Raw genomic sequence first — 19,364 nt, 5'->3', positions numbered from 1 at the left:
GACAGAAATCGGTCATTCGTTAGAATTCGATTTCGTTGTCCCACCTCCGCACAGTTGAGTAGGGCTGTAAAAGCTGATGAAATCAGCGTAGTAGAGCCCACTCAACCACTGCGTCTTGCTCGACAATCCAAAGACAATTGAGAGGCTAGGACTTTTGTCCCAGCCTCTTTTTAGTTAAATGAACTCTTATTTCAAATCTGACATCACTTGCTTCTTGGTGAAGGTGCGCTCTTGTTTGTTGGCGAGTGCCTTGATGCGTGCATCTAAAAGAATAGAACGGCCTTCAGCGCTCCGGGTATAGACGAGGTCATACTTGCCTAGGCTCTTTCGGATCTGCTCAAGAAAGGCTTGTGCATCCTCTTTTCGTTTGTCAAAGAGGCTTGGGACGGCAAAATATTCTGTCTGATCGGACACTTTTTCCTGTGTTTTCAGGATGTAACGTTGATTTTCAATGGGAGCGAAAAATTCGATCATGGTTTGCGAAAAGAGTTCCTTCTCCCGCATGGTTCCGCCCTTCAAATAAATCAGCGTGTTGATAGCATCCTTTCTGTCTCGTACTACTTGGATGCGGGTTTCCTGGGTTTGAATCTGTCCCGAAAGAAGCAGGGCTTGGTGAATAGCCTGGCCAAAGACCTCTAAGCGTTTGTAAGGACTCTTATAGAGATAGTAGCGAAGCCAAGCAAGGAGTGAGAGAACAGCTAAGAAGAAGAGAAGAATCAGAGAAGCTGAATTCCTTCCTCCTCTATGTGAATAGTAAATAAGGTTGGCGAAAGCATCGGTCAAAGCGCAGGCTGTAAGCCACCGTGCCAGCTTTCTAGCATCAAAAAATAGAGCCAGAGGTAGGAAGTGTTTGTCCACTTGGACCTCATTTGCAATCTCCATATTCTCTAAAATAGGAAGGGCTTTTTGCCAGCCATCTCTGAGTTCTTGACGATGGGTGGAGCGCTCTAAGGTCTCTTCATTCAGTTTTTCTAAGTGTTTTTTAGTATAGCGGATCTGATCAAAGGCCAAACGTTCAATGCCGGATTCGATGAAAGGTTCCTTGTAATGGAGGCCTAAAAATTGCTTCATCCGTCTCTCTAAGAGCTCTAAATCAGGACTGTATTCTTTCAGCTGATCAGTGATGGCTTCAATTTCTTCCTTTTCAAGATCTGACTTTTCATACCATTTCTTTAGGGAAAGATTGATAGAGACTAAATGCCAGATATTACTGGTCTTATTTGGCTCTTCGGGCCACACTCGGATGGCACGACCTCGCATTTGGTTACTGAGCATAAAACTCCCAACAAAGCTAGCTAGAATCAGGGAGTTGACACAAGGAGCATCCCAGCCTTCTCCTAGAAGAGACTTGGTTCCAATGACGACCTGGATAATCCCTTCTTGAAAAAGTTGGGTTACAGCTGTCACTAAATCATGTTGAGAGCCAACCAAGCGAACCTTGAGAAAATCATCAGGGGATAATTGGCCGACACTTTGGTAAGTCAGTCGGTTCGCTCCTAGAAGCTCTTCTAGTCTTGGCTTAGCGACTGTCGGGATGATGACGATACTACCTGTTAGGACAGCGATGGCAGGAGGAGTCGTTATCTCTAGGCTTTCTCTGCGAATGGATTCAAAATACGAGAGAACTCCCAGTTGAGTGAATTGGGCGTCCTTGTCCCCTAGGTGAACTTCAAAGTCTTGACGAATATAGTCTGTTAAGACCAGTTGTCGTAGTTGGCTTCCAAGGGCCTGGTATTCGGCCTTGAAAATCTCTCGGACGGCATTAAGTTTTCCGAGGGATTGGTTGAGTAGAAGGTCTTGTTTTTTGTTGCGGACCAGTTTGACTTGTTTTCGATCGATCAAGCTGGCTGCTTTTAATTCATGAAGCAGTTGCTTCTCGTATTCCTCAGGTAGATTGTACCAGTGAGGCACCTGAAAGAGCAGGCCTTGCAGGAGAATTTCAAGCCAGTCCAGGGTGAAAGCAGGTAGTTTCTTGGCTCCTAAAAGGTCCTGGAAACGTTTGGGAAAGTCAATTCCCTTGCTTCGAAGAAAGATCAGGGTAGCAGAGAGATACTTGGGCTCATTGAGCAATTCATCGTCGCTGATCTGACCAGATAAGGCTTGGCAGTTTTGGAGGTGTTGGCAAAAGAGGGGATCGGAAGTCAGTTGTTGCAAGAGAGCATTCTTTTGTTGGCTAAAGGCATCCAATTGCTCTTGCTCTTCCTTGGTTGGAAAGGCGAAGTAGACATAGTCCTGATGAGGACAAAGGGTTTCTTCCTTGACCAATTCGGGAACCGTAATTTCCTCATCAATCTCACCACACATGCGGATATAGCGATCCCAAAGGGCAGGATCCCCTTCATAGGGCGGGGTGGCGGTAAGGGAGATCATCTTTAAGTCAGGGAAGGCTTGACGAAAAGCTTCCAAGCTCTTCCACCATTCATTGCGTAAGTGGTGGCACTCATCTAAACAAAGGGTCCCAAGTGAGATGGCCTTGAAAGTAGTAAAGATATCAAAGCCTTTGAAATCAAATGTTTCAATCTCTGCCTGGTCATCGGTATCCTCAGATTGTGATTGACCGACGACTTGGTTCATGGCGCTGTGTAGGGCCTGATAGGTAGCCACTGTAATCAGCTTAGGATGTTTTAAGTCTTGTGAAATCAGTTGTTCTGCTTGGCTTTCATCACTCAAGAATGCCTGGATAATCCGGTCCACCCATTGTTGACGAATGGTGACCGTAGGTGCCAAAATCAAGGTTGGCTGGCCAAAGCGTCTGATAAATTCGATTCCCAGGGTTGTTTTTCCAGAGCCAGGAGCTGCTACCAAATGCAGGTGGCCATCCGCCATAAAAGCGTCACTCTTATCGAGAACGCGTTTTTGATAGTGTCTCCATTGGCCTGTAAAGGCTAGTTCTTGTAACATTGGTTTCCTCCCTTGTACTGTCTCCATTATATCATAGTTGGAGGTATTCATTAGAAAGGGAGTTGCTATAGAAGGGAATTAGTTCTTTTTGCTAACTCTTCTTGACAAAGGTTAGATGGACTTATATAATGTTACAAACAAGTTTGGAGGTGGCTGATGATCCATAAGCATGATATTCCTATTTTAGAGTTTGACGACAACCCACAGGCAGTCATTATGCCGACCCATGAGGGGCTCGATGTGCACTTGCCTGAAAAATGCGTTTATGCTTTCTTAGAGGATGAGATTGATCGCTTCGCGAAAGTTGTCGGAGCCAAACAAGTAGCTAGCTTTGTCTCAGCTACCAAGACCTATCCGGTTTATGTCATGGAACACCAAGGAGAGGAAATCTGCTTGGCCCAAGCGCCAGTTGGATCTGCCCCTGCTGCCCAATTCATGGATTGGTTGATTGGCTATGGGGTGAAGAAGATTATTTCAGCAGGTAGCTGTGGCGTCTTGGTGGACATGGAAGAAAATGCCTTTTTGATTCCGACCAAGGCCTTGCGAGATGAGGGAGCTAGTTACCATTATGTGGCGCCTTCTCGGTATATAGAAGTGGATCGTCGAGCACTGACTGCCATTGAAACGGTTCTAAAACAAGCGTCCATTCCCTATCAAGAGGTCATGACTTGGTCGACGGACGGCTTTTATAGAGAAACGCCCGACAAGGTAGCCTATCGCATTGAAGAAGGGTGTAGTGTGGTGGAGATGGAGTGCGCCTCACTTGCGGCAGTAGCTCAGCTTCGAGATGCGGTTTGGGGCTTGCTCCTATTTACCGCAGATTCTCTTGCAGACCTGGAAAATTATGACCAGCGTGACTGGGGGTCTGAAGCATTCGAGAAAGCCTTAGAATTGTGCCTAGAAATGGTTCATCACTTGTAGGTCTATTCACTTTTTATGATACAATGAAGCTATGTTAGTCAAATTATTTTTTAAACAATGGCAGTCTAAGATTAAAAGCCTGTCTCCGGCTAGGCGAATCTTTCTCAGCTTTGCCTTGGTAATCTTAATCGGATCTTTCTTATTGAGTCTGCCTTTTGTCCAGCAAGCAAGCTCAAAAGCAGGTTATATCGACCACCTGTTTACAGCAGTCTCTATGGTCTGTGTAACGGGGCTCTTTACCCAGTCAGTGGCTTCGACCTATAATGCCTGGGGGCAGTTGATCTGTATGCTCTTGATTCAGATTGGTGGCCTGGGGATCTTGACCTTTATCGGTCTATTCTTTATGGAAAGCCGTCAAAAGCTCAGCTACAAGGACCGGCAGACCATTCGGGATAGCTTTGGCTTTAGTAATAACCAGAGCTTGGCTCGTTTTGTCCGTTCTATTTTCATTACCACCTTTACCATCGAAGGACTGGGGGCCTTGCTCCTCATGATTCGCTTCATTCCTCGCTTTGGCTGGGGCCATGGAATCTTTAACTCCATCTTTGTCGCGGTTTCTGCCTTTTGTAATGCGGGCTTTGATAATTTTGGGGTAGATAGCATGATGAGCTTCCAGACCGATTGGCTGGTGAACCTGACCTTGTCTGCCCTTATTATTACGGGGGGCTTGGGCTTTATGGTCTGGTTTGACCTCGCCACCAAGGCCCGCAATCAATCAGGACGGCGGACCTTACGCCTCCATACCAAGGTGGTTCTCTGGTTAACAGCTGCGATCCTCCTCTTTGGGACAGTAACCAGTCTCTTGACCGAGTTTGACAATCCGGCAACCATTGGGGCCCTCCCCTTGGGAGAGAAAATTTTAGTCAGCTTCTTCCAAACCGTCAGCATGCGGACAGCTGGTTTTGCCTCCTTAGATTATACTGCAGTCCGGCCAGTGACGCTCTTCATCTATCTCTTGCAGATGTTTCTAGGTGGGGCACCAGGCGGGACAGCAGGGGGCATGAAGATCACCACCTTCCTGGTCCTCTTGCTCCTGGCTCGGAAGGAACTGTTAGGGCTACCACATACCAACTTAGGAAAACGAACAATTTCACCGGACCTTGTTCAACGTTCCTTTGGGACAGCGGTGATTTTCCAGTTGACCTTCTTAGTGGGGCTATTAGGAATCTGTTTGGTGACGCCGGATGGCCAACGCTTTATTTATTTGGTCTTTGAGGTGGTATCCGCTCTAGCGACAGTGGGAGTGACCGCCAATGTAACCTCGACCTTAAATGGAGCGGGACTAGGCATTATCATGGTCCTCATGTTTATTGGACGGATCGGTCCCTTGACCCTCATGGTCAGCTTGAACAATTACCAAGCCAAGAAAGCAGATACCTTGCAGCATGCCAAGGCAGACATCATTATCGGATAGGAGAAACTCATGGCGAATCGAACCATTGGAATTTTAGGATTAGGAATTTTTGGACAGAGTGTCCTAAAAACGCTGCAGGACCAGGATGTGGATATTATTGCAATTGATGATCACGAGGATGTGATCAACCAGTATGAATCCATGATTACAACTGGAATTGTTGGAGACATTACGGAGTTGGACCTCCTGGATGCGGCAGATATTGGGAATTGTGACACAGTCGTCATCGCGACGGGTGAAAACCTAGAGTCCAGTGTACTGGCTGTCATGCACTGTAAGGCCCTTGGCGTCGAGCACGTCATTGCCAAGGTCAAGAATGAAGTGACCAAGGAAGTCCTTGAGAAAATTGGGGCTGATTTGGTCATCCTACCAGAGGTAGAAGCGGGAATGTCCCTAGCTAAGATGATTCTTTTCCAGCACGGGATTGAAGTTTTCCAGTTGGATGAAGAAGTGGTGGTAGCTGAGTTTACGGTGCCAGCTAGCTGGGTAGGCAAAAACCTTCAAGACTTGGCAGTCAGAGAAGAGTACCATCTCAATATTATTGGTTATCGAAATGCGGAAGACCAACCACTTCAGATTCAGATTAGTCCCGATTTTATCTGGCCAGAAGGCGTGCGCGTGATGGCGGTGACCGACAACCAGTATCTGGATAGAATCCAAGACCTCTTAGAGGAATCGAACTAAGAGAGAGTGGGACAGAAATCGGTCATTCGTTAGAATTCGATTTCGTCGTCCCACCTCCGCACAGTTGAGTAGGACTGTAAAAGCTGATGAAATCAGCGTAGTAGAGCCCACTCAACCACTGCGTCTTGCTCGACAATCCAAAGACAATTAAGAGGCTAGGATTTTTGTCCCAGCCTCTTTATCGATACCATTTTATTACTAATTAAGAATTAAAGTTATTTTAAGCTATTTCTTATATAGTAGAATCATTAGAAATACTTCACTTGTGGGAATAGAAGGATGAAAGATGAAAATTTTAAAGTTGATACGACCTGAAAAGCCTTTAAAAGAGCTCAAATGGTATGATATCGCGATAGTAACTGTTATCATGTTTGGGCAGTTTATTGTATGGTCTACAGAACTCTTCCTTGCCAGTCTTCAACCAGTTGCTCAAACCGTTACCGCGACTACTGAAACGACAGCCAATACAGCTACGGATGGCGCAGCATACTCTAGCAACTTCACCTTGCAAATCATCTTATTAGCCCTTGCTTTGACCTACTTGCTTCTACGTAATTTTGATTTTAAACAGCTTCCTATCCGTTTTAAATAGTCCGTCTTCTTTTGGGTACCCTTTATTTTTGCCATCGTTGGTCTGTTTGGGGATATCGTGACAACGGTGAGTGGAGAGTATGATTACTTCAATATCAATCTCCTCGCTTATATCGATCCCATGCAGATTATCCACAAGTTCTTAGCGCTTAGTCCCATGGCAATTGCTTATGCCTTTCTCAATGGCTTCTATGAAGAGTTCTTCTTCTTAGGAGTCATGACATCTGTTAATCAGAAGTACAAGTGGTGGGCGCTAGCTTATTCGATCTTGATTCGGATCTCCTTCCATACCTACCAAGGTTTGCTTTGGGCAGTGGTCATCGGAGTTATCTATGGACTCTTCTACTATGTTCTCTACAAGAAGGTGATCAAAAACCTCTTGCCATTTTTCCTCATGCATGCTTTGGCCGATATGTTTGGCTCTAGCATACTCTATCTTTTAATCAACTGGGGAACTTAATAACATGGTTGAAAAACTGGACATTTTGTCTGGTTTCATATTTAAGATAAAGTCTTCTTAAAAACTATCCTAAGGTGAGTACGGACGTCAGCGAACTTCGTAGAAGTTCCATGACTAATTATTGAGCCTAAGGTCTCAATAATTCCGAGTTCCTGAAACAATTGCGTTTCAGGAACTTTTTTCACGGCGGAAAGTTTTAGTTCTGTTTAAATGACTCAAAAATATATAAAGACTTTAAAAAATTATCTAACCATTTTATGAAAAAATAGTTAATCTACATTAAAACTAGACATTTTGTCTGGTTTTTTTAACTGCTTTGAATCTACTGAATGATGGGAATATCCCTGTAGAAAAGGCACAAAGATGGTATAATAGAACTATCATTTTACAGGAATCAGCACATTATGAAATTAGTCTATACAGATATTCGAACGCCTTTAACCCAGGTTTTGGTAGATGAAGCCAATCGCTTGGTTGAAGAAGGGAAGCGGGTCTTTTATATCGCGCCCAACTCTCTATCTTTTGAGAAGGAGCGCAAAGTCTTGCAACTCCTAGACCAGAAGGCTTCTTTTGCCATCACCATTACGCGCTTTGCTCAGATGGCACGCTATTTTACACTCAATGAAAGCCATCAGCAACAAGCACTCGATGATATCGGTCTCGGTATGCTCTTTTTTAAGGTGCTTTCTCAGATGCCGGATGAAGAGCTCAAGGTCTATGCCCGTCTCAAAAAGGATCCCCAGTTTATCCAACAATTGATCCAGCTCTTTCATGAGTTGCAGACGGCCCAGATGACTCCGTCAGACTTGGATGCCTTGCCGGATCAGGAGAAGAGAGAAGATCTGGTCCATATCTTGAAGTCTGTTCAAGAGCAATTAGTTGCAGGTGCTTTTGAGTCTGAGTCTAAGTTGGCTCGTTTTGCCTCTCACCTTATCAAGGGAGATTTGGATGAGGAGTTAAAAGATGTGGCTCTAGTGATTGACGGCTTTACCCGTTTCTCAGCCGAGGAGGACTACCTGGTTCATTTACTACATGACAAGGGCGTCGAGATCATTATTGGGGCTTACGCCAGTGAGAAAGCCTATCGCTCGACCTTTCGTGAGGGGAACCTCTACCAGGCCAGTGTGGACTTCCTGCTAGACTTGGCCAGAGCTTACCAGGTCACGCCAAGCTACGTCGGTCAAGGAAAAGAAGATGCCTTTAGCCGGATGACGCGGATCTTGGAAGCGCGCTATGACTTTACGGAGGTAGAGGGTAAGCTGTCTGACCAAGACAGAGAAGCGGTAGAGATTTGGACCTGCAACCATCAAAAGGAAGAACTAGAGGCTGTAGCCCGATCCATTCGCCAACGCCTGTATGAGGGAGCGCGTTACAAGGATATTCGGGTGCTTTTGGGGGATGTAGATGCTTATCAACTCCAGCTCAAGACCATCTTTGACCAGTACCAGATTCCTTTCTATCTTGGAAAGAGTGAATCCATGGCCCAACATCCCCTGGTCCAATGGGTAGAATCCTTGGATCGCCTTCGTCGATATCGGTTTTTGACCGAAGATGTGGTCAATCTCATGAAGACGGGGCTCTATGGGATGCTGACACGAGAGGATATTGACCATTTCGAACAATATGTTCGCTTTGCAGAGATCAAGGGTCTGGCTGCCTTTTCTCGTGACTTTACAGCCAACCACCAGGACAAATTTGACCTAGAGCGTCTCAATCAGATTCGCCAGCAAGTCATCGATCCTCTGCAGGACTTTTACAAGACCAAGAGTCAGACCAGCCAGGGACTTCTGAAGAAGTTTGCCCAGTTTTGTCAAGATGCCCAGTTGATGCAAAACATGCAAACCTTAGCCAGTCGTGGCTCTGAGCAGGAGATGGAACGCTATGACCAGGTCTGGAAGTCCTTTAGCCATGTGCTAGAACAATTTGCCCAGGTCTTTGATCAACTCAAGGTGACCTTGGATGATTTCCTTAGCATCCTCTTGTCAGGGCTTTTGTTGGCAAGCTATCGGACGGTCCCAGCGACTGTAGATGTGGTGACTGTTCAGTCCTATGATTTGATTGAACCTCTATCAGCTCCTTATGTCTATGCCATTGGCTTGACCCAGGAGCACTTCCCTAAGATTGCCAAGGACCAATCCTTACTGACAGATGAGGAGCGTCAGGTCTTGAACCAAGCTTCTGGGGAACAGGCTAATCTCCAAATTGCCAGTCAGGACAACTTACGGAAGAATCGTTTCGTCGCCCTGTCTCTCTTCAATGCAGCCACCAAACAGTTAGTATTGTCCAGTCCTATTTTAGTCAATGAAGTGGATGACAAGATGTCGCCTTACTTGCTTGAGCTGACCAAGGAACCGCTTGCTCTATCCGTCATTCAGAAGAAGGCAAGGGCCTCTAGTGAAGATATGGGGTCTTACCAGGCTCTCTTAGCCCGACTGATTGAATTGCACCAGGGAGAAATTGACCAGGAGTTGAGCAAGGAAGAAGCGACTTTCTGGGCAGTTGCTATTCGTGTCCTTCGGAAGAAATTAGCGTCAGAAGGCATGCACATTCCGCAAATCAGTCAAAGCTTGACGACCAAGGTCTTAGAGGATGAGACGCTGGCAGTCCTTTATCCAAAAGGGCAGGCCCTGTCTTTATCTGCTTCAGCTCTCAACACCTACTATCAAAACCAATACAGCTATTATCTCCACTATGTCTTGGGCTTGCAGGAGGAGTGGCATTTGCGCCCAGACGCTAGAAGCCATGGGAATTTCTTGCACCGAATTTTTGAACGAGTGCTGAAAGATCCTTCAGAAGGGAATTTTGATGAGCGCTTGAACAAGGCCATTCGCGAAACCAGCCAGGAGACAGAGTTTGCCCTCCTTTATCAGGAGAATGCTACGGCTGCTTTTTCAAAAGAATTGCTCCTGGATACAGCTCGGGCGACTGGTCGTGTTCTCGCTCACAATGACAGCATCGAAACCATTGGAGAAGAAGCTCTCTTTGGCCGAGAAGATCGTCCCTTCTTAACCCTTGAGGATGGTCGTCCGCTCTTGGTCAAGGGCAAGGTCGATCGGATTGACCGTCTCTCTAATACAGGAGCCTTGGGAGTGGTGGACTACAAGTCTAGCGAGACTAAGTTTAATTTTGAGAAGTTCTTTAATGGACTCAACTCCCAGTTGCCAACCTATCTGTCTGCTATCAAAGACTTTAAGTCTTTTGATCCTGACAAGGGGATTTTTGGAGCCATGTACTTGCAGATGACAGATCCTTTGGTGCCTCTCAAGGATACCAAGGCGGTTGATGATGCTGTCCAAGCGGTTCTAAAATCCCAACAATACAAGGGGCTTTTCTTGGCAGACCAAGCTAACCAACTAGGGGAGAGCTATGAGAAAAACAAGGCCATGTTGCTGAGACAAGAGGAGCTAGATCTGCTCTTGCTCTACAATGCCCATCTCTATCAACAAGCAGCCGAGGGCATCTTGTCGGGAGACTTTGCTATCAACCCTTATACTGAAAATGGTCGAAGCATCGCTCCGTATGTAGAACAATATAAATCAATTACGGGATTTGAAGCCAATCTTCATCTAGGACAAGCTCGCTTCTTGGAGAAATTGGACCCAAGTCAGTATGATAAACGCCCAGTCGGTGACAAGCTCCGTCAGGCCTGGATAGAAAAAATGAGGGAGGAATTGAATCAATGAAACCAATTGAATTTCTAAGTCCCGCTCAGATTCAAGACCTCCAAATCCAGGAGGCCCAGTCTGACAAGGAACAAAAACGAACCCCTGAGCAGATAGAAGCCATCTATTCGTTAGGAACCAATATCCTAGTCTCAGCTTCGGCCGGTTCTGGGAAGACCTTTGTCATGGTCCAACGGATCCTGGATCAATTGCACCGAGGGATTTCCGTCCAGCAATTGTTTATCTCAACCTTTACGGTCAAGGCAGCGACCGAGCTCAAGGAACGCTTGGAAAAGGAATTGGAGAAAAGCCTCAAGGCTACCAAGGACGAGGAGCTCAAGTACCACCTGGCCCAGCAAATTGCAGAATTACCAACTAGTGATATCGGGACCATGGATGCCTTCACGCAGCGGCTGGTCTCCAAATATGGCTATTTATTAGGCCTCTCGCCGACCTTCCGTATCCTCCAAAGTGCAAGTGAGCAGTCCTTACTCAAGAATGACTGCTTCGAGCAAGTCTTTGAGCAGTTTTATGAGGAGCAAGGGCCTGAACGCCTCTTTAGTCGCTTGGTTAAGAACTTTACAGGAAAGGGCAAGTCGCTAGCAGGTTTTAAGGATCAGGTCTACGCCCTAGTAGACTTCTTGCAATCCACTACGGATCCTCTCGCGTGGTTGGAGGAGTCCTTCCTCAAAGGTTATCAGGATCTGGACTATGATGAAGCCTTGGATCAGTTAGCCCAAGAGGTAAAAGAGCAACTCTTTGAATTAGAATCTTTCTTTACCTTCCATCTGGCTAATGAAGGACAAGCATTTTCAGGGGCCAAGTACCAAGAAAATGTCACCGCTATTCAAGACTTGATTGCTCGTCTTAATGAGAAATCCAGCCAGGAAGCGATTTTTGAGGTCTTGGAGTGGGTGGTCTTGATCTCCCGTGCCAGCGGAGGACGAAGTCTGACCATCACGACACGAAAAGAAGACTTGAAAGAGCTAGCGACTGCCTTTAATGACGAACGCAAAGAACGCATCGAAGCCTTGCGGGCATCAGCTTCCCAGCACTACCAACTAACCTATCAGATTCGCTTCAAGGATGAACCCTTGCCTTTGCTAGTCTTGCTCAGGGATTTTGTCCAAGCTTTCACGATTGCCTATTTGGAGCGCAAGAAGCAGGAAAACGCCTTTGAATTTGGCGACATCAGCCATTTTGCCATCCAGATTCTTGAAGAATTTCCTCATATCCGCAGTCTCTATCAGGAGCGCTACCACGAGGTCATGGTCGATGAGTACCAAGATACCAACCACACTCAAGAGCGGATGTTGGAGCTCCTGTCTAATGGCCACAACCGCTTCATGGTGGGAGATATCAAGCAGTCTATCTACCGCTTCCGTCAGGCTGATCCTCAGATTTTTAATGACAAGTTTAAGGCCTACCAAGAAGAAGGGGCAGATGGCAAATTGATCCTGCTCAAGGAGAATTTCCGGAGCCATTTAGAGGTCTTAGAAGCGACCAACCATGTCTTTGAACGTCTAATGGATGAGGAAGTTGGAGAGATCCTCTATGACCAGAGCCACCGCTTGATAGCGGGAAATCCGGAGAAGAAAGAGCCGACGCCAGCTTATGAGACGGAGTTCCTGCTCTATGATGGCAGTCAGGACGTAGCTGAAACAAGTGAAGAAGAGGAGCAAGAAGGGGATAGCCTATCCTCAGGTGAAGTCCTTTTGGTCATCAAGGAGATCATCCGCCTCCACAATGAAGAAGGGGTAAACTTCAAAGATATTACGCTTTTGACGGCTTCTCGGACCCGTAACGACAAGGTGCTTTCAGCTTTTGAAGCCTATCAAATTCCTATCGTTGCGGACGGGGGAGAGGAAAACTACCTCCAGTCTGTTGAGGTCATGGTCCTCTTGGATACCCTCCGGACCATTAACAATCCCTTACAGGACTATCCCTTGGTGGCTCTCATGAAATCAGCCATGTTTGAATTTGACGAGGACCAGTTAGCTCGCTTAGCTTTACAGGGAGTTGAAGGCAAGAAAGCAGAAAATCTCTATGAGAAATTGCAACATGCTTTAGACCAGACTGGAAGTGCTCCTCAGTTGATCGATTCAAGCTTAAGAGAGAAACTCACTCGCTTTATGGAGACACTGGATGCCTGGCGTGACTATGCCCAGACGCATTCTCTCTATGACCTGCTTTGGAAGATTTACCAGGATCGCCACTACTATGATTATGTGGGTGCCCTGCCAAATGGTGCCCAACGGCAGGCCAATCTCTATGCCTTGACCCTTCGGGCAAATGACTTTGAAAGTTCTAGTTTTAAGGGTTTGCCTCGCTTTATCTCCATGATTGATAAGATCTTGGAAAACCAGCACGACTTGGCCAATGTTGCCCAGGCAGTTCCTAAGGATGCTGTCCAACTCATGACCATCCATAAGAGCAAGGGACTTGAGTTCCCCTACGTCTTTATCCTCAACACCGATAAAAAGTTTGTCGGCAAGGAACTGTCTACTAATGCCGTTATCAGTCGGAAAAATGGGGTGGGCATCAAGTATATTGCGAATCTTCCTGTCGAGTCTGATCAAGAGGGACTTCCTGAGGCGGTTCGATTGGTCATTGAGACCCTGCCTTACCAGCGAAATGTCGAGGAAATTCGTCTGGCAGCCTTGTCGGAGCAGATGCGCCTCCTCTATGTCGCTATGACCCGGGCGGAGCGCAAGCTCTATCTTGTCGGTAAGGGCCGGCAGGATAAGCTGGAAGAGAGAAAATGGGGAGCCAGTGTCAATGGACGCTTGAGCCCAGCTCTTCGCAAGGAGATCAATTGTTTCCAAGACTGGCTCTATGCCATTCAGGCAGTCTTTGCCCAGCAACACTTAGCCTATCAGACTCATTTTGTGACCGACCAAGACTTGACGCCCGAGCAAATCGGTCACTTGGAGTTGAAGACGTCCCTCCCAGTCGATGACCTGAAGGACAACCGCCAATCAGAAGAGATTCGCCGTGCCCTGGATGTCTTAGAATCTGTGGACCGGCTCAACACCCAGTACCAAGCAGCTATCCAACTGCCTAGTGTGCGGACCCCAAGTCAAATCAAAAAATTCTATGAACCCATCCAAGATATCGAAGGAGTGGATCTCATGGAAAAAGCGGACGTCGCCTTACCAAGCTTTGAGTTTCCAAACTTTGGCAAGGAAGAAGCTGTGACAGGGGCAGCAGTCGGTAGTGCTCTGCATGAACTGATGCAACGAATTCCATTGACGACAGTTCCAACGATGGAGAGCTTAACAATGGTTCTCCAAGAGGTCAATGCCAGCCCAGCTGTCAAGGAGCGAATCGACCTCAAGAAGATCTTAGCCTTCTTCCAGACTGACTTGGGCCAACTCTTGCTCAAGGAGTCAGGCAAAGTTCATCGCGAAGCCCCATTTGCCATGCTCAAGACGGATCCAGCTAGTGGTCAGGACTTTGTAGTCCGGGGGATCTTGGACGGCTACCTGCTTCTAGAAGACCGGATTCTTCTCTTTGACTACAAGACAGACCGTTACCGCAACCCTCAGGATTTACTAGATCGCTACAGAGCCCAACTGGAACTCTACGCAGAAGCCCTCCGTCGCTCGTATGGTATAGACTGCATCGAATCGTATTTAATCTTACTAGGAGGCGAGCAATTACAAGTCGTTTCTCTAGCAGATAGAAAGGATTAATCATGACTCCTATCGAACGAATCCAAGAGATGGAAGGCCATCTCAACGCCTACCAAGGTTTAATCGAAGAGCTTGAAGCATGTTTGCGACGAGTAGAAGCAGGCCAGTCTAGCTATATCGCTCTTCGCGATTACTACACTAGCCAGGTCTATATGGACGATGTCGAACTGTCTAATCAGCCAGACTTTCCTGAAGAGGTCTACTGTGGTGTCTTATCCGAAGATGCCGTCTACGATTTGTTGGACGAGCATTACCAAAAGGCAGTGGAGATGCTAGACCTTGCGACCAAAATGTTAAAAGAACGATAAGAACACAAAAAAACTCCGGTTTCCCGGAGTTTTTTTGATTGATTAGTGTGATACACGACGGCGTGCTGCTTTTTTACGATTTTCTTCGATGAAAGCTGCTTTTTGTTCTTCTGGCTCGATGACTTTCTTCTTGAAAGTGTAAACTGCTCCTGCAACTGCAGCGACAGTACCAGCAACACCAGTAACAAAACCTTTACCAAATCCTTTAGCCATGAGAATTTCTCCTTTTTAGAACTTTAAATTTTTATGTTATAATATATGGTAACGAAAAAATGCGATTTTTGCAAGGAAAAACGATGAAAAACAAGATAATTGTGATAGTGGGACCGACCGCTGTTGGAAAAACAGCCCTCGCTATCGAGGTGGCCCAGCGCTTTCAGGGCGAGGTCATCAGTGGAGACAGTCAGCAAGTCTACCGCACACTAGATATTGGAACGGCCAAGGCTAGTCCAGAAGAGCAGGCGGCGGCTCCCCACCATCTGATCGATGTCCGTGAGGTGACAGAGACCTACTCGGCTTATGATTTTGTCAAAGAAGCCAGCCAAGCCATCGAGGAGATTCAAGAACGGGGCCATCTCCCCATTATTGCTGGAGGGACCGGTCTCTATGTCCAAAGTCTCCTAGAAGGTTATCATCTAGGAGGGGACGTTGCCCACAAAGATATACTAGCCTATCGGGAGTCATTGTCTCCTCTTACGGACGAAGAACTGTTTAAGCAAGTAGCGAAAGAAGGAATGGAGATTCCGCAGATCAATCGTAGACGGGCCATGCGGGCTTTGGAGATCGCCCATTTCGGTCAGGACTTGGAAAATCAAGCTCCAGCCTATGAGACCTATATGATCTGTCTAGACGATGATCGCCAAGCCTTATATGACCGCATTAACCGACGGGTGGATCTCATGGTTGAACAAGGCTTGTTAGAAGAAGCTAAATGGCTCTATGATAACCATCCTGAGGTTCAGGCGGCTAAGGGGATTGGCTACAAGGAGCTCTTCCCTTATTTTAAGGGGGAGCAAAGTTTAGAAGAGGCCCTAGAGCAGCTCAAGCAAAACACGCGCCGCTTTGCCAAGCGCCAGTTGACCTGGTTCCGCAATCGGATGACGGTCCATTTTTACCAGATAGGAGAAGAAGGCTTCAAGGAGCGGGTTCTTCAAGATATAGAAAGATTTTTAGATGATAGAAACTGAGAAAAAACAGGAGCGGGTCCTCATTGTCGGGGTCGAACTCCAAGGCATGGAAAACTTTGACATGTCCATGGAGGAGTTGGCCAGTCTAGCCAAGACAGCCGGAGCTGAAGTAGTCGGTGTCTACACTCAGAAGAGAGAGAAGTACGACAGTAAGACCTTCGTCGGCTCTGGAAAGCTAGAAGAAATTGCCCAAATGGTCGATGCAGATGAGGTTTCGACAGTTGTCGTTAACAACCGTTTGACCCCACGACAAAATGTAAATTTAGAAGAAATTTTGGGTGTAAAGGTTATCGATCGGATGCAACTCATCTTGGATATCTTTGCTATGCGGGCTCGGAGCCATGAAGGCAAGCTCCAGGTTCATCTGGCCCAACTCAAGTACCTCTTGCCTCGTTTGGTGGGTCAAGGAATCATGCTCAGCCGGCAGGCTGGAGGGATTGGTTCCCGTGGTCCAGGGGAAAGTCAGCTGGAGTTAAACCGCCGGAGTGTCCGCAATCAAATCACCGATATTGAGCGTCAACTCAAGGTAGTCGAGAAGAACCGAGAAGTGGTTCGAGAAAAACGTCTGGAATCTTCTGTTTTTAAGATTGGCTTGATTGGCTACACCAATGCAGGAAAGTCAACCATTATGAATGCCTTGACCAGTAAGACCCAGTACGAAGCAGATGAACTCTTTGCGACCTTGGATGCTACAACCAAGAGTATTCATCTAACAGGCAATTTACAAGTAACCCTGACAGATACGGTTGGCTTTATTCAGGACTTGCCGACAGAGCTAGTGACCAGCTTTAAGTCAACCCTAGAAGAAAGTAAGAATGTGGATCTCTTGGTCCATGTCATCGATGCCTCTGATCCCAACCATGAAGAGCATGAAAAGACAGTCCTTCAGATTATGAAAGATTTGGAGATGCTGGATATTCCACGCTTGACCCTCTACAACAAGGCAGATAAGGTCGACGACTTTACCCCGACACAGACACCTTACCGCCTGGTTTCAGCTAAGGATCCCGATAGTCGAACTAAACTTCAGGACATTCTACTTAAAAAGATGCAAGAGCTCTTCCAGCCCTTTACGATTCAAGTACCTTTTGAGCAAGCCTACCGGATCCATGAGTTGGAGACAATGGTCATTTTGACCGAGCGTTCCTATGAGGAGACTGGCGAGGTCTTAACAGGGTACATCGCACCTAAAAATGCATGGAGACTAGAGGAGTTTTATCATCATGGATTATCTTAACCTCGCCCTCAGCTATGGAGGCTATACCAGTCTAGATAAGGTCTATTTAGATCGGATCTTGGCGGGATTGACAGAGGAGCAGAAGCTCCAGTTTATTACACCACCACCGAGTGTGATCAATGCCTACTTCGCTGAGCTCTACCAAAAAAAGAGCCCAGAAGCTGCAACTGACTACTATGAACAAGTCACTGAGGCCTTTGCTCTCTATCAGACACATCCCAGCTTTGAGGAGGAGAAACCCTTTGTCCGTCTCAATCTTTCGGGTAAGGCCTATGGTTTTTGCTACCGAGAGAAGGGACTGGCTCAAGTATTTGCTCAGCAAGCAGAAGCCATCAGCATGGACCTCTTGTTTGAGATCGCGCAAATCTTTCCTCACTACCTCGTCTATGAAGAGGAAGGCTTGATCTTGATGCGCCTTGTTAGGGAACAAGAGATAGTCGAGACCAAGGAATTGTCAGCTTTGTCGAATCTCGAAGAGCTGGCAGATGGGACCATACATCTATCTGGTTACAACCAGGACGAATTGGTTCAATTAGCCGCTGCCTACCCTGGGAAAATCGCTGTTCGATCGAAGAATCGGACCGCTATGATCTATATTAGTTAGAAAGTATACAATGGAAATTCAATTTTTAGGAACAGGTGCGGGACAACCGTCCAAATCTCGTAATGTCTCTAGTCTAGCCCTCAAACTCCTGGATGAAATTAATGAAGTCTGGCTCTTTGACTGTGGGGAAGGGACGCAGAACCGAATCTTAGAAACGAGCATCCGTCCTCGAAAGGTTAGCAAGATTTTTATCACCCATCTTCACGGGGATCATATTTTTGGCTTGCCAGGTTTCCTCTCTAGCCGAGCTTTTCAGGCCAATGAAGAGCAGACCGATCTAGAGATTTATGGCCCAGTTGGGATCAAGTCTTTTGTCTTGACTAGTCTTCGGGTTTCTGGCTCTCGTCTCCCATACCAGATCCATTTTCATGAGTTTGATGAAGGTTCACTTGGGAAAATCATGGAGACAGACAAATTCACAGTCTATGCCGAGGCCTTGGACCATACCATCTTCTGTGTGGGCTACCGCATCATGCAGAAAGACCTGGAAGGAACGCTCGACGCAGACAAGCTCAAAGCGGCAGGGGTTCCATTTGGACCGCTCTTTGGCCAGGTTAAAAATGGACAGGACGTTACATTAGAAGATGGCACCCAGATCATTGCTGCGGACTATATCTCAGCCCCTCGACCCGGTAAGGTCATCACCATCCTAGGCGATACACGAAAGACCAATGCCAGCGTCAGACTGGCGGTCAATGCCGATGTCCTCGTCCATGAGTCCACCTATGGCAAGGGCGATGAGAAGATTGCTCGTAAGCACGGGCACTCGACCAATATGCAGGCGGCAGAAGTGGCGCGTGAAGCAGGGGCCAAACGCCTACTTCTCAACCATATCAGCGCCCGCTTCCTCTCCAAGGACGTCAGCCAATTGCGCAAGGATGCTGCGACTATTTTTGACAAGGTCCATGTGGTCAAGGACCTAGAAGAAGTGGAGATCTAAGATGCGAACCATCATCATCACAGGAGCGAGTGGAGGCCTAGCTCAGGGAATGGTCAAACTCCTCCCTGAAGACCGCTTGATCCTCTTAGGGAGAAATCAAGAAAAACTGGAAGACCTCTATGCCGGCCATCCTCAGGCCGAATGTATTGGACTTGATATCACAGATTCCTCAACTGTCCAAAAGCTTGTCGAAGAGCTGATTCAGCGCTATGGAAAGATTGATGTCCTGGTTAATAATGCTGGCTATGGAATCTTTGAAGAGTTTGACCAGATTACTAATGAGCAGATTCATGCCATGTTTGAAGTTAATACCTTTGCCCTGATGAACCTTTCGCGCTTGATAGGCGCGCACATGAAGGAAGCAGGCAAGGGGCATATCGTCAACATCGTCAGCATGGCGGGCTTAGTTGCAACTGCTAAATCCAGCCTCTATTCGGCGACCAAGTTTGCGGCCATTGGCTTTTCCAATGCCCTACGCTTGGAACTCATGCCTTTTGGTGTCCATGTGACGACGGTCAATCCGGGTCCAATTCGAACCACTTTCTTTGACCAGGCAGATCCAGACGGGACCTATGTTAAAGCTGTGGACCGTTATATTTTGGAGCCAGGCTTTGTGGCTAAGAAGATTGTGAAGAATTTTGGAAAACCAAAACGCGAGCTCAATCTTCCTTGGCTCTTGAACCTGACCCATAAGCTCTATACCCTTTTTCCACGCATCTCGGACAAGCTAGCCAGCAAGATGTTTAACTATAAATAGGAG

13 protein-coding genes and 1 pseudogene are annotated in these 19,364 nt (G+C 46.9%); 12 read left to right on the top strand and 2 right to left on the bottom strand.

Features of this window, described 5'->3' with window-relative positions; all coding sequences use genetic code 11:
- Positions 1–186: 186 nt before the first annotated feature.
- Complete coding sequence (locus D8785_RS01195) at positions 187–2,901, bottom strand: DEAD/DEAH box helicase family protein (RefSeq protein WP_125374203.1); 2,715 nt, start codon at positions 2,899–2,901, stop codon at positions 187–189.
- Positions 2,902–3,057: 156 nt separating this feature from the next.
- Here D8785_RS01195 and D8785_RS01190 point away from each other — a divergent pair, with 156 nt between their 5' ends.
- The 7 genes and pseudogenes from D8785_RS01190 (at position 3,058) to D8785_RS01155 (ending at position 14,636) form a co-directional block, all read left to right on the top strand.
- The gene (locus D8785_RS01190) at positions 3,058–3,822 is read left to right on the top strand and encodes a nucleoside phosphorylase (protein ID WP_125374202.1); all 765 of its coding nucleotides are present in this window, start codon (positions 3,058–3,060) and stop codon (positions 3,820–3,822) included.
- A gap of 31 nt (positions 3,823–3,853) precedes the next feature.
- A complete protein-coding gene (locus D8785_RS01185) occupies positions 3,854–5,236 on the top strand; it encodes a TrkH family potassium uptake protein (protein WP_125374201.1) in 1,383 nt (460 codons plus the stop codon).
- 9 nt (positions 5,237–5,245) lie between these two features.
- A complete protein-coding gene (locus D8785_RS01180; RefSeq protein ID WP_125374200.1) occupies positions 5,246–5,920 on the top strand; it encodes a potassium channel family protein in 675 nt (224 codons plus the stop codon).
- Positions 5,921–6,206: 286 nt separating this feature from the next.
- A pseudogene (locus D8785_RS01170) lies at positions 6,207–6,971 on the top strand (CPBP family intramembrane glutamic endopeptidase).
- Positions 6,972–7,375: 404 nt separating this feature from the next.
- Positions 7,376–10,654, top strand: a complete 3,279-nt coding sequence (rexB, locus tag D8785_RS01165) for an ATP-dependent nuclease subunit B (RefSeq protein WP_125374199.1) — start codon at positions 7,376–7,378, stop codon at positions 10,652–10,654.
- Positions 10,651–14,328 carry a helicase-exonuclease AddAB subunit AddA gene (gene addA / locus D8785_RS01160; RefSeq protein WP_125374198.1) on the top strand — a complete coding sequence of 1,226 codons (3,678 nt, stop codon included), beginning with the start codon at positions 10,651–10,653 and terminating at the stop codon, positions 14,326–14,328. Before rexB ends, addA begins: the two co-directional genes overlap by 4 nt.
- A 2-nt stretch (positions 14,329–14,330) precedes the next feature.
- A complete protein-coding gene (locus D8785_RS01155; protein WP_117744135.1) occupies positions 14,331–14,636 on the top strand; it encodes a DUF4298 domain-containing protein in 306 nt (101 codons plus the stop codon).
- Between the two features lie 42 nt (positions 14,637–14,678).
- Here D8785_RS01155 and D8785_RS01150 read toward each other — a convergent pair whose 3' ends face one another.
- The gene (locus tag D8785_RS01150; RefSeq protein ID WP_003002781.1) at positions 14,679–14,849 is read right to left on the bottom strand and encodes a DUF3042 family protein; all 171 of its coding nucleotides are present in this window, start codon (positions 14,847–14,849) and stop codon (positions 14,679–14,681) included.
- Between the two features lie 83 nt (positions 14,850–14,932).
- Here D8785_RS01150 and miaA point away from each other — a divergent pair, with 83 nt between their 5' ends.
- From miaA to D8785_RS01125, 5 genes are read left to right on the top strand one after another with little or no spacing between them, the layout of a single operon-like run.
- The gene (miaA, locus tag D8785_RS01145; protein WP_125374197.1) at positions 14,933–15,823 is read left to right on the top strand and encodes a tRNA (adenosine(37)-N6)-dimethylallyltransferase MiaA; all 891 of its coding nucleotides are present in this window, start codon (positions 14,933–14,935) and stop codon (positions 15,821–15,823) included.
- Positions 15,810–17,060, top strand: a complete 1,251-nt coding sequence (hflX, locus tag D8785_RS01140) for a GTPase HflX (RefSeq protein WP_125374196.1) — start codon at positions 15,810–15,812, stop codon at positions 17,058–17,060. Before miaA ends, hflX begins: the two co-directional genes overlap by 14 nt.
- Positions 17,044–17,664, top strand: coding sequence for a cystathionine beta-lyase (locus D8785_RS01135; RefSeq protein WP_398575123.1), 621 nt, complete (start codon positions 17,044–17,046; stop codon positions 17,662–17,664). The genes hflX and D8785_RS01135 overlap by 17 nt, the downstream gene beginning before the upstream one ends.
- 10 nt (positions 17,665–17,674) lie before the next feature.
- Positions 17,675–18,604: a ribonuclease Z gene (gene rnz / locus D8785_RS01130; protein WP_023022942.1), complete on the top strand. Its 930-nt coding sequence runs from the start codon at positions 17,675–17,677 to the stop codon at positions 18,602–18,604.
- Position 18,605: 1 nt separating this feature from the next.
- A complete protein-coding gene (locus D8785_RS01125) occupies positions 18,606–19,361 on the top strand; it encodes an SDR family NAD(P)-dependent oxidoreductase (protein WP_125374194.1) in 756 nt (251 codons plus the stop codon).
- Positions 19,362–19,364: the final 3 nt, after the last annotated feature.

The sequence above is a fragment of the Streptococcus australis genome (genome assembly GCF_003943615.1).
In the GTDB taxonomy this organism is placed as follows: domain Bacteria; phylum Bacillota; class Bacilli; order Lactobacillales; family Streptococcaceae; genus Streptococcus; species Streptococcus australis_C.
Note: the sequence above shows the minus strand (reverse complement) of the source record. Positions and strands in the feature narration are given on the sequence as shown.

Coding starts and splice junctions, on each gene's coding strand:
- D8785_RS01195 (WP_125374203.1), bottom strand. CDS start 2,901: ATGTTACAAGAACTAGCCTTTACAGGCCAATGGAGACACTATCAAAAA.
- D8785_RS01190 (WP_125374202.1), top strand. CDS start 3,058: ATGATCCATAAGCATGATATTCCTATTTTAGAGTTTGACGACAACCCA.
- D8785_RS01185 (WP_125374201.1), top strand. CDS start 3,854: ATGTTAGTCAAATTATTTTTTAAACAATGGCAGTCTAAGATTAAAAGC.
- D8785_RS01180 (WP_125374200.1), top strand. CDS start 5,246: ATGGCGAATCGAACCATTGGAATTTTAGGATTAGGAATTTTTGGACAG.
- rexB (WP_125374199.1), top strand. CDS start 7,376: ATGAAATTAGTCTATACAGATATTCGAACGCCTTTAACCCAGGTTTTG.
- addA (WP_125374198.1), top strand. CDS start 10,651: ATGAAACCAATTGAATTTCTAAGTCCCGCTCAGATTCAAGACCTCCAA.
- D8785_RS01155 (WP_117744135.1), top strand. CDS start 14,331: ATGACTCCTATCGAACGAATCCAAGAGATGGAAGGCCATCTCAACGCC.
- D8785_RS01150 (WP_003002781.1), bottom strand. CDS start 14,849: ATGGCTAAAGGATTTGGTAAAGGTTTTGTTACTGGTGTTGCTGGTACT.
- miaA (WP_125374197.1), top strand. CDS start 14,933: ATGAAAAACAAGATAATTGTGATAGTGGGACCGACCGCTGTTGGAAAA.
- hflX (WP_125374196.1), top strand. CDS start 15,810: ATGATAGAAACTGAGAAAAAACAGGAGCGGGTCCTCATTGTCGGGGTC.
- rnz (WP_023022942.1), top strand. CDS start 17,675: ATGGAAATTCAATTTTTAGGAACAGGTGCGGGACAACCGTCCAAATCT.
- D8785_RS01125 (WP_125374194.1), top strand. CDS start 18,606: ATGCGAACCATCATCATCACAGGAGCGAGTGGAGGCCTAGCTCAGGGA.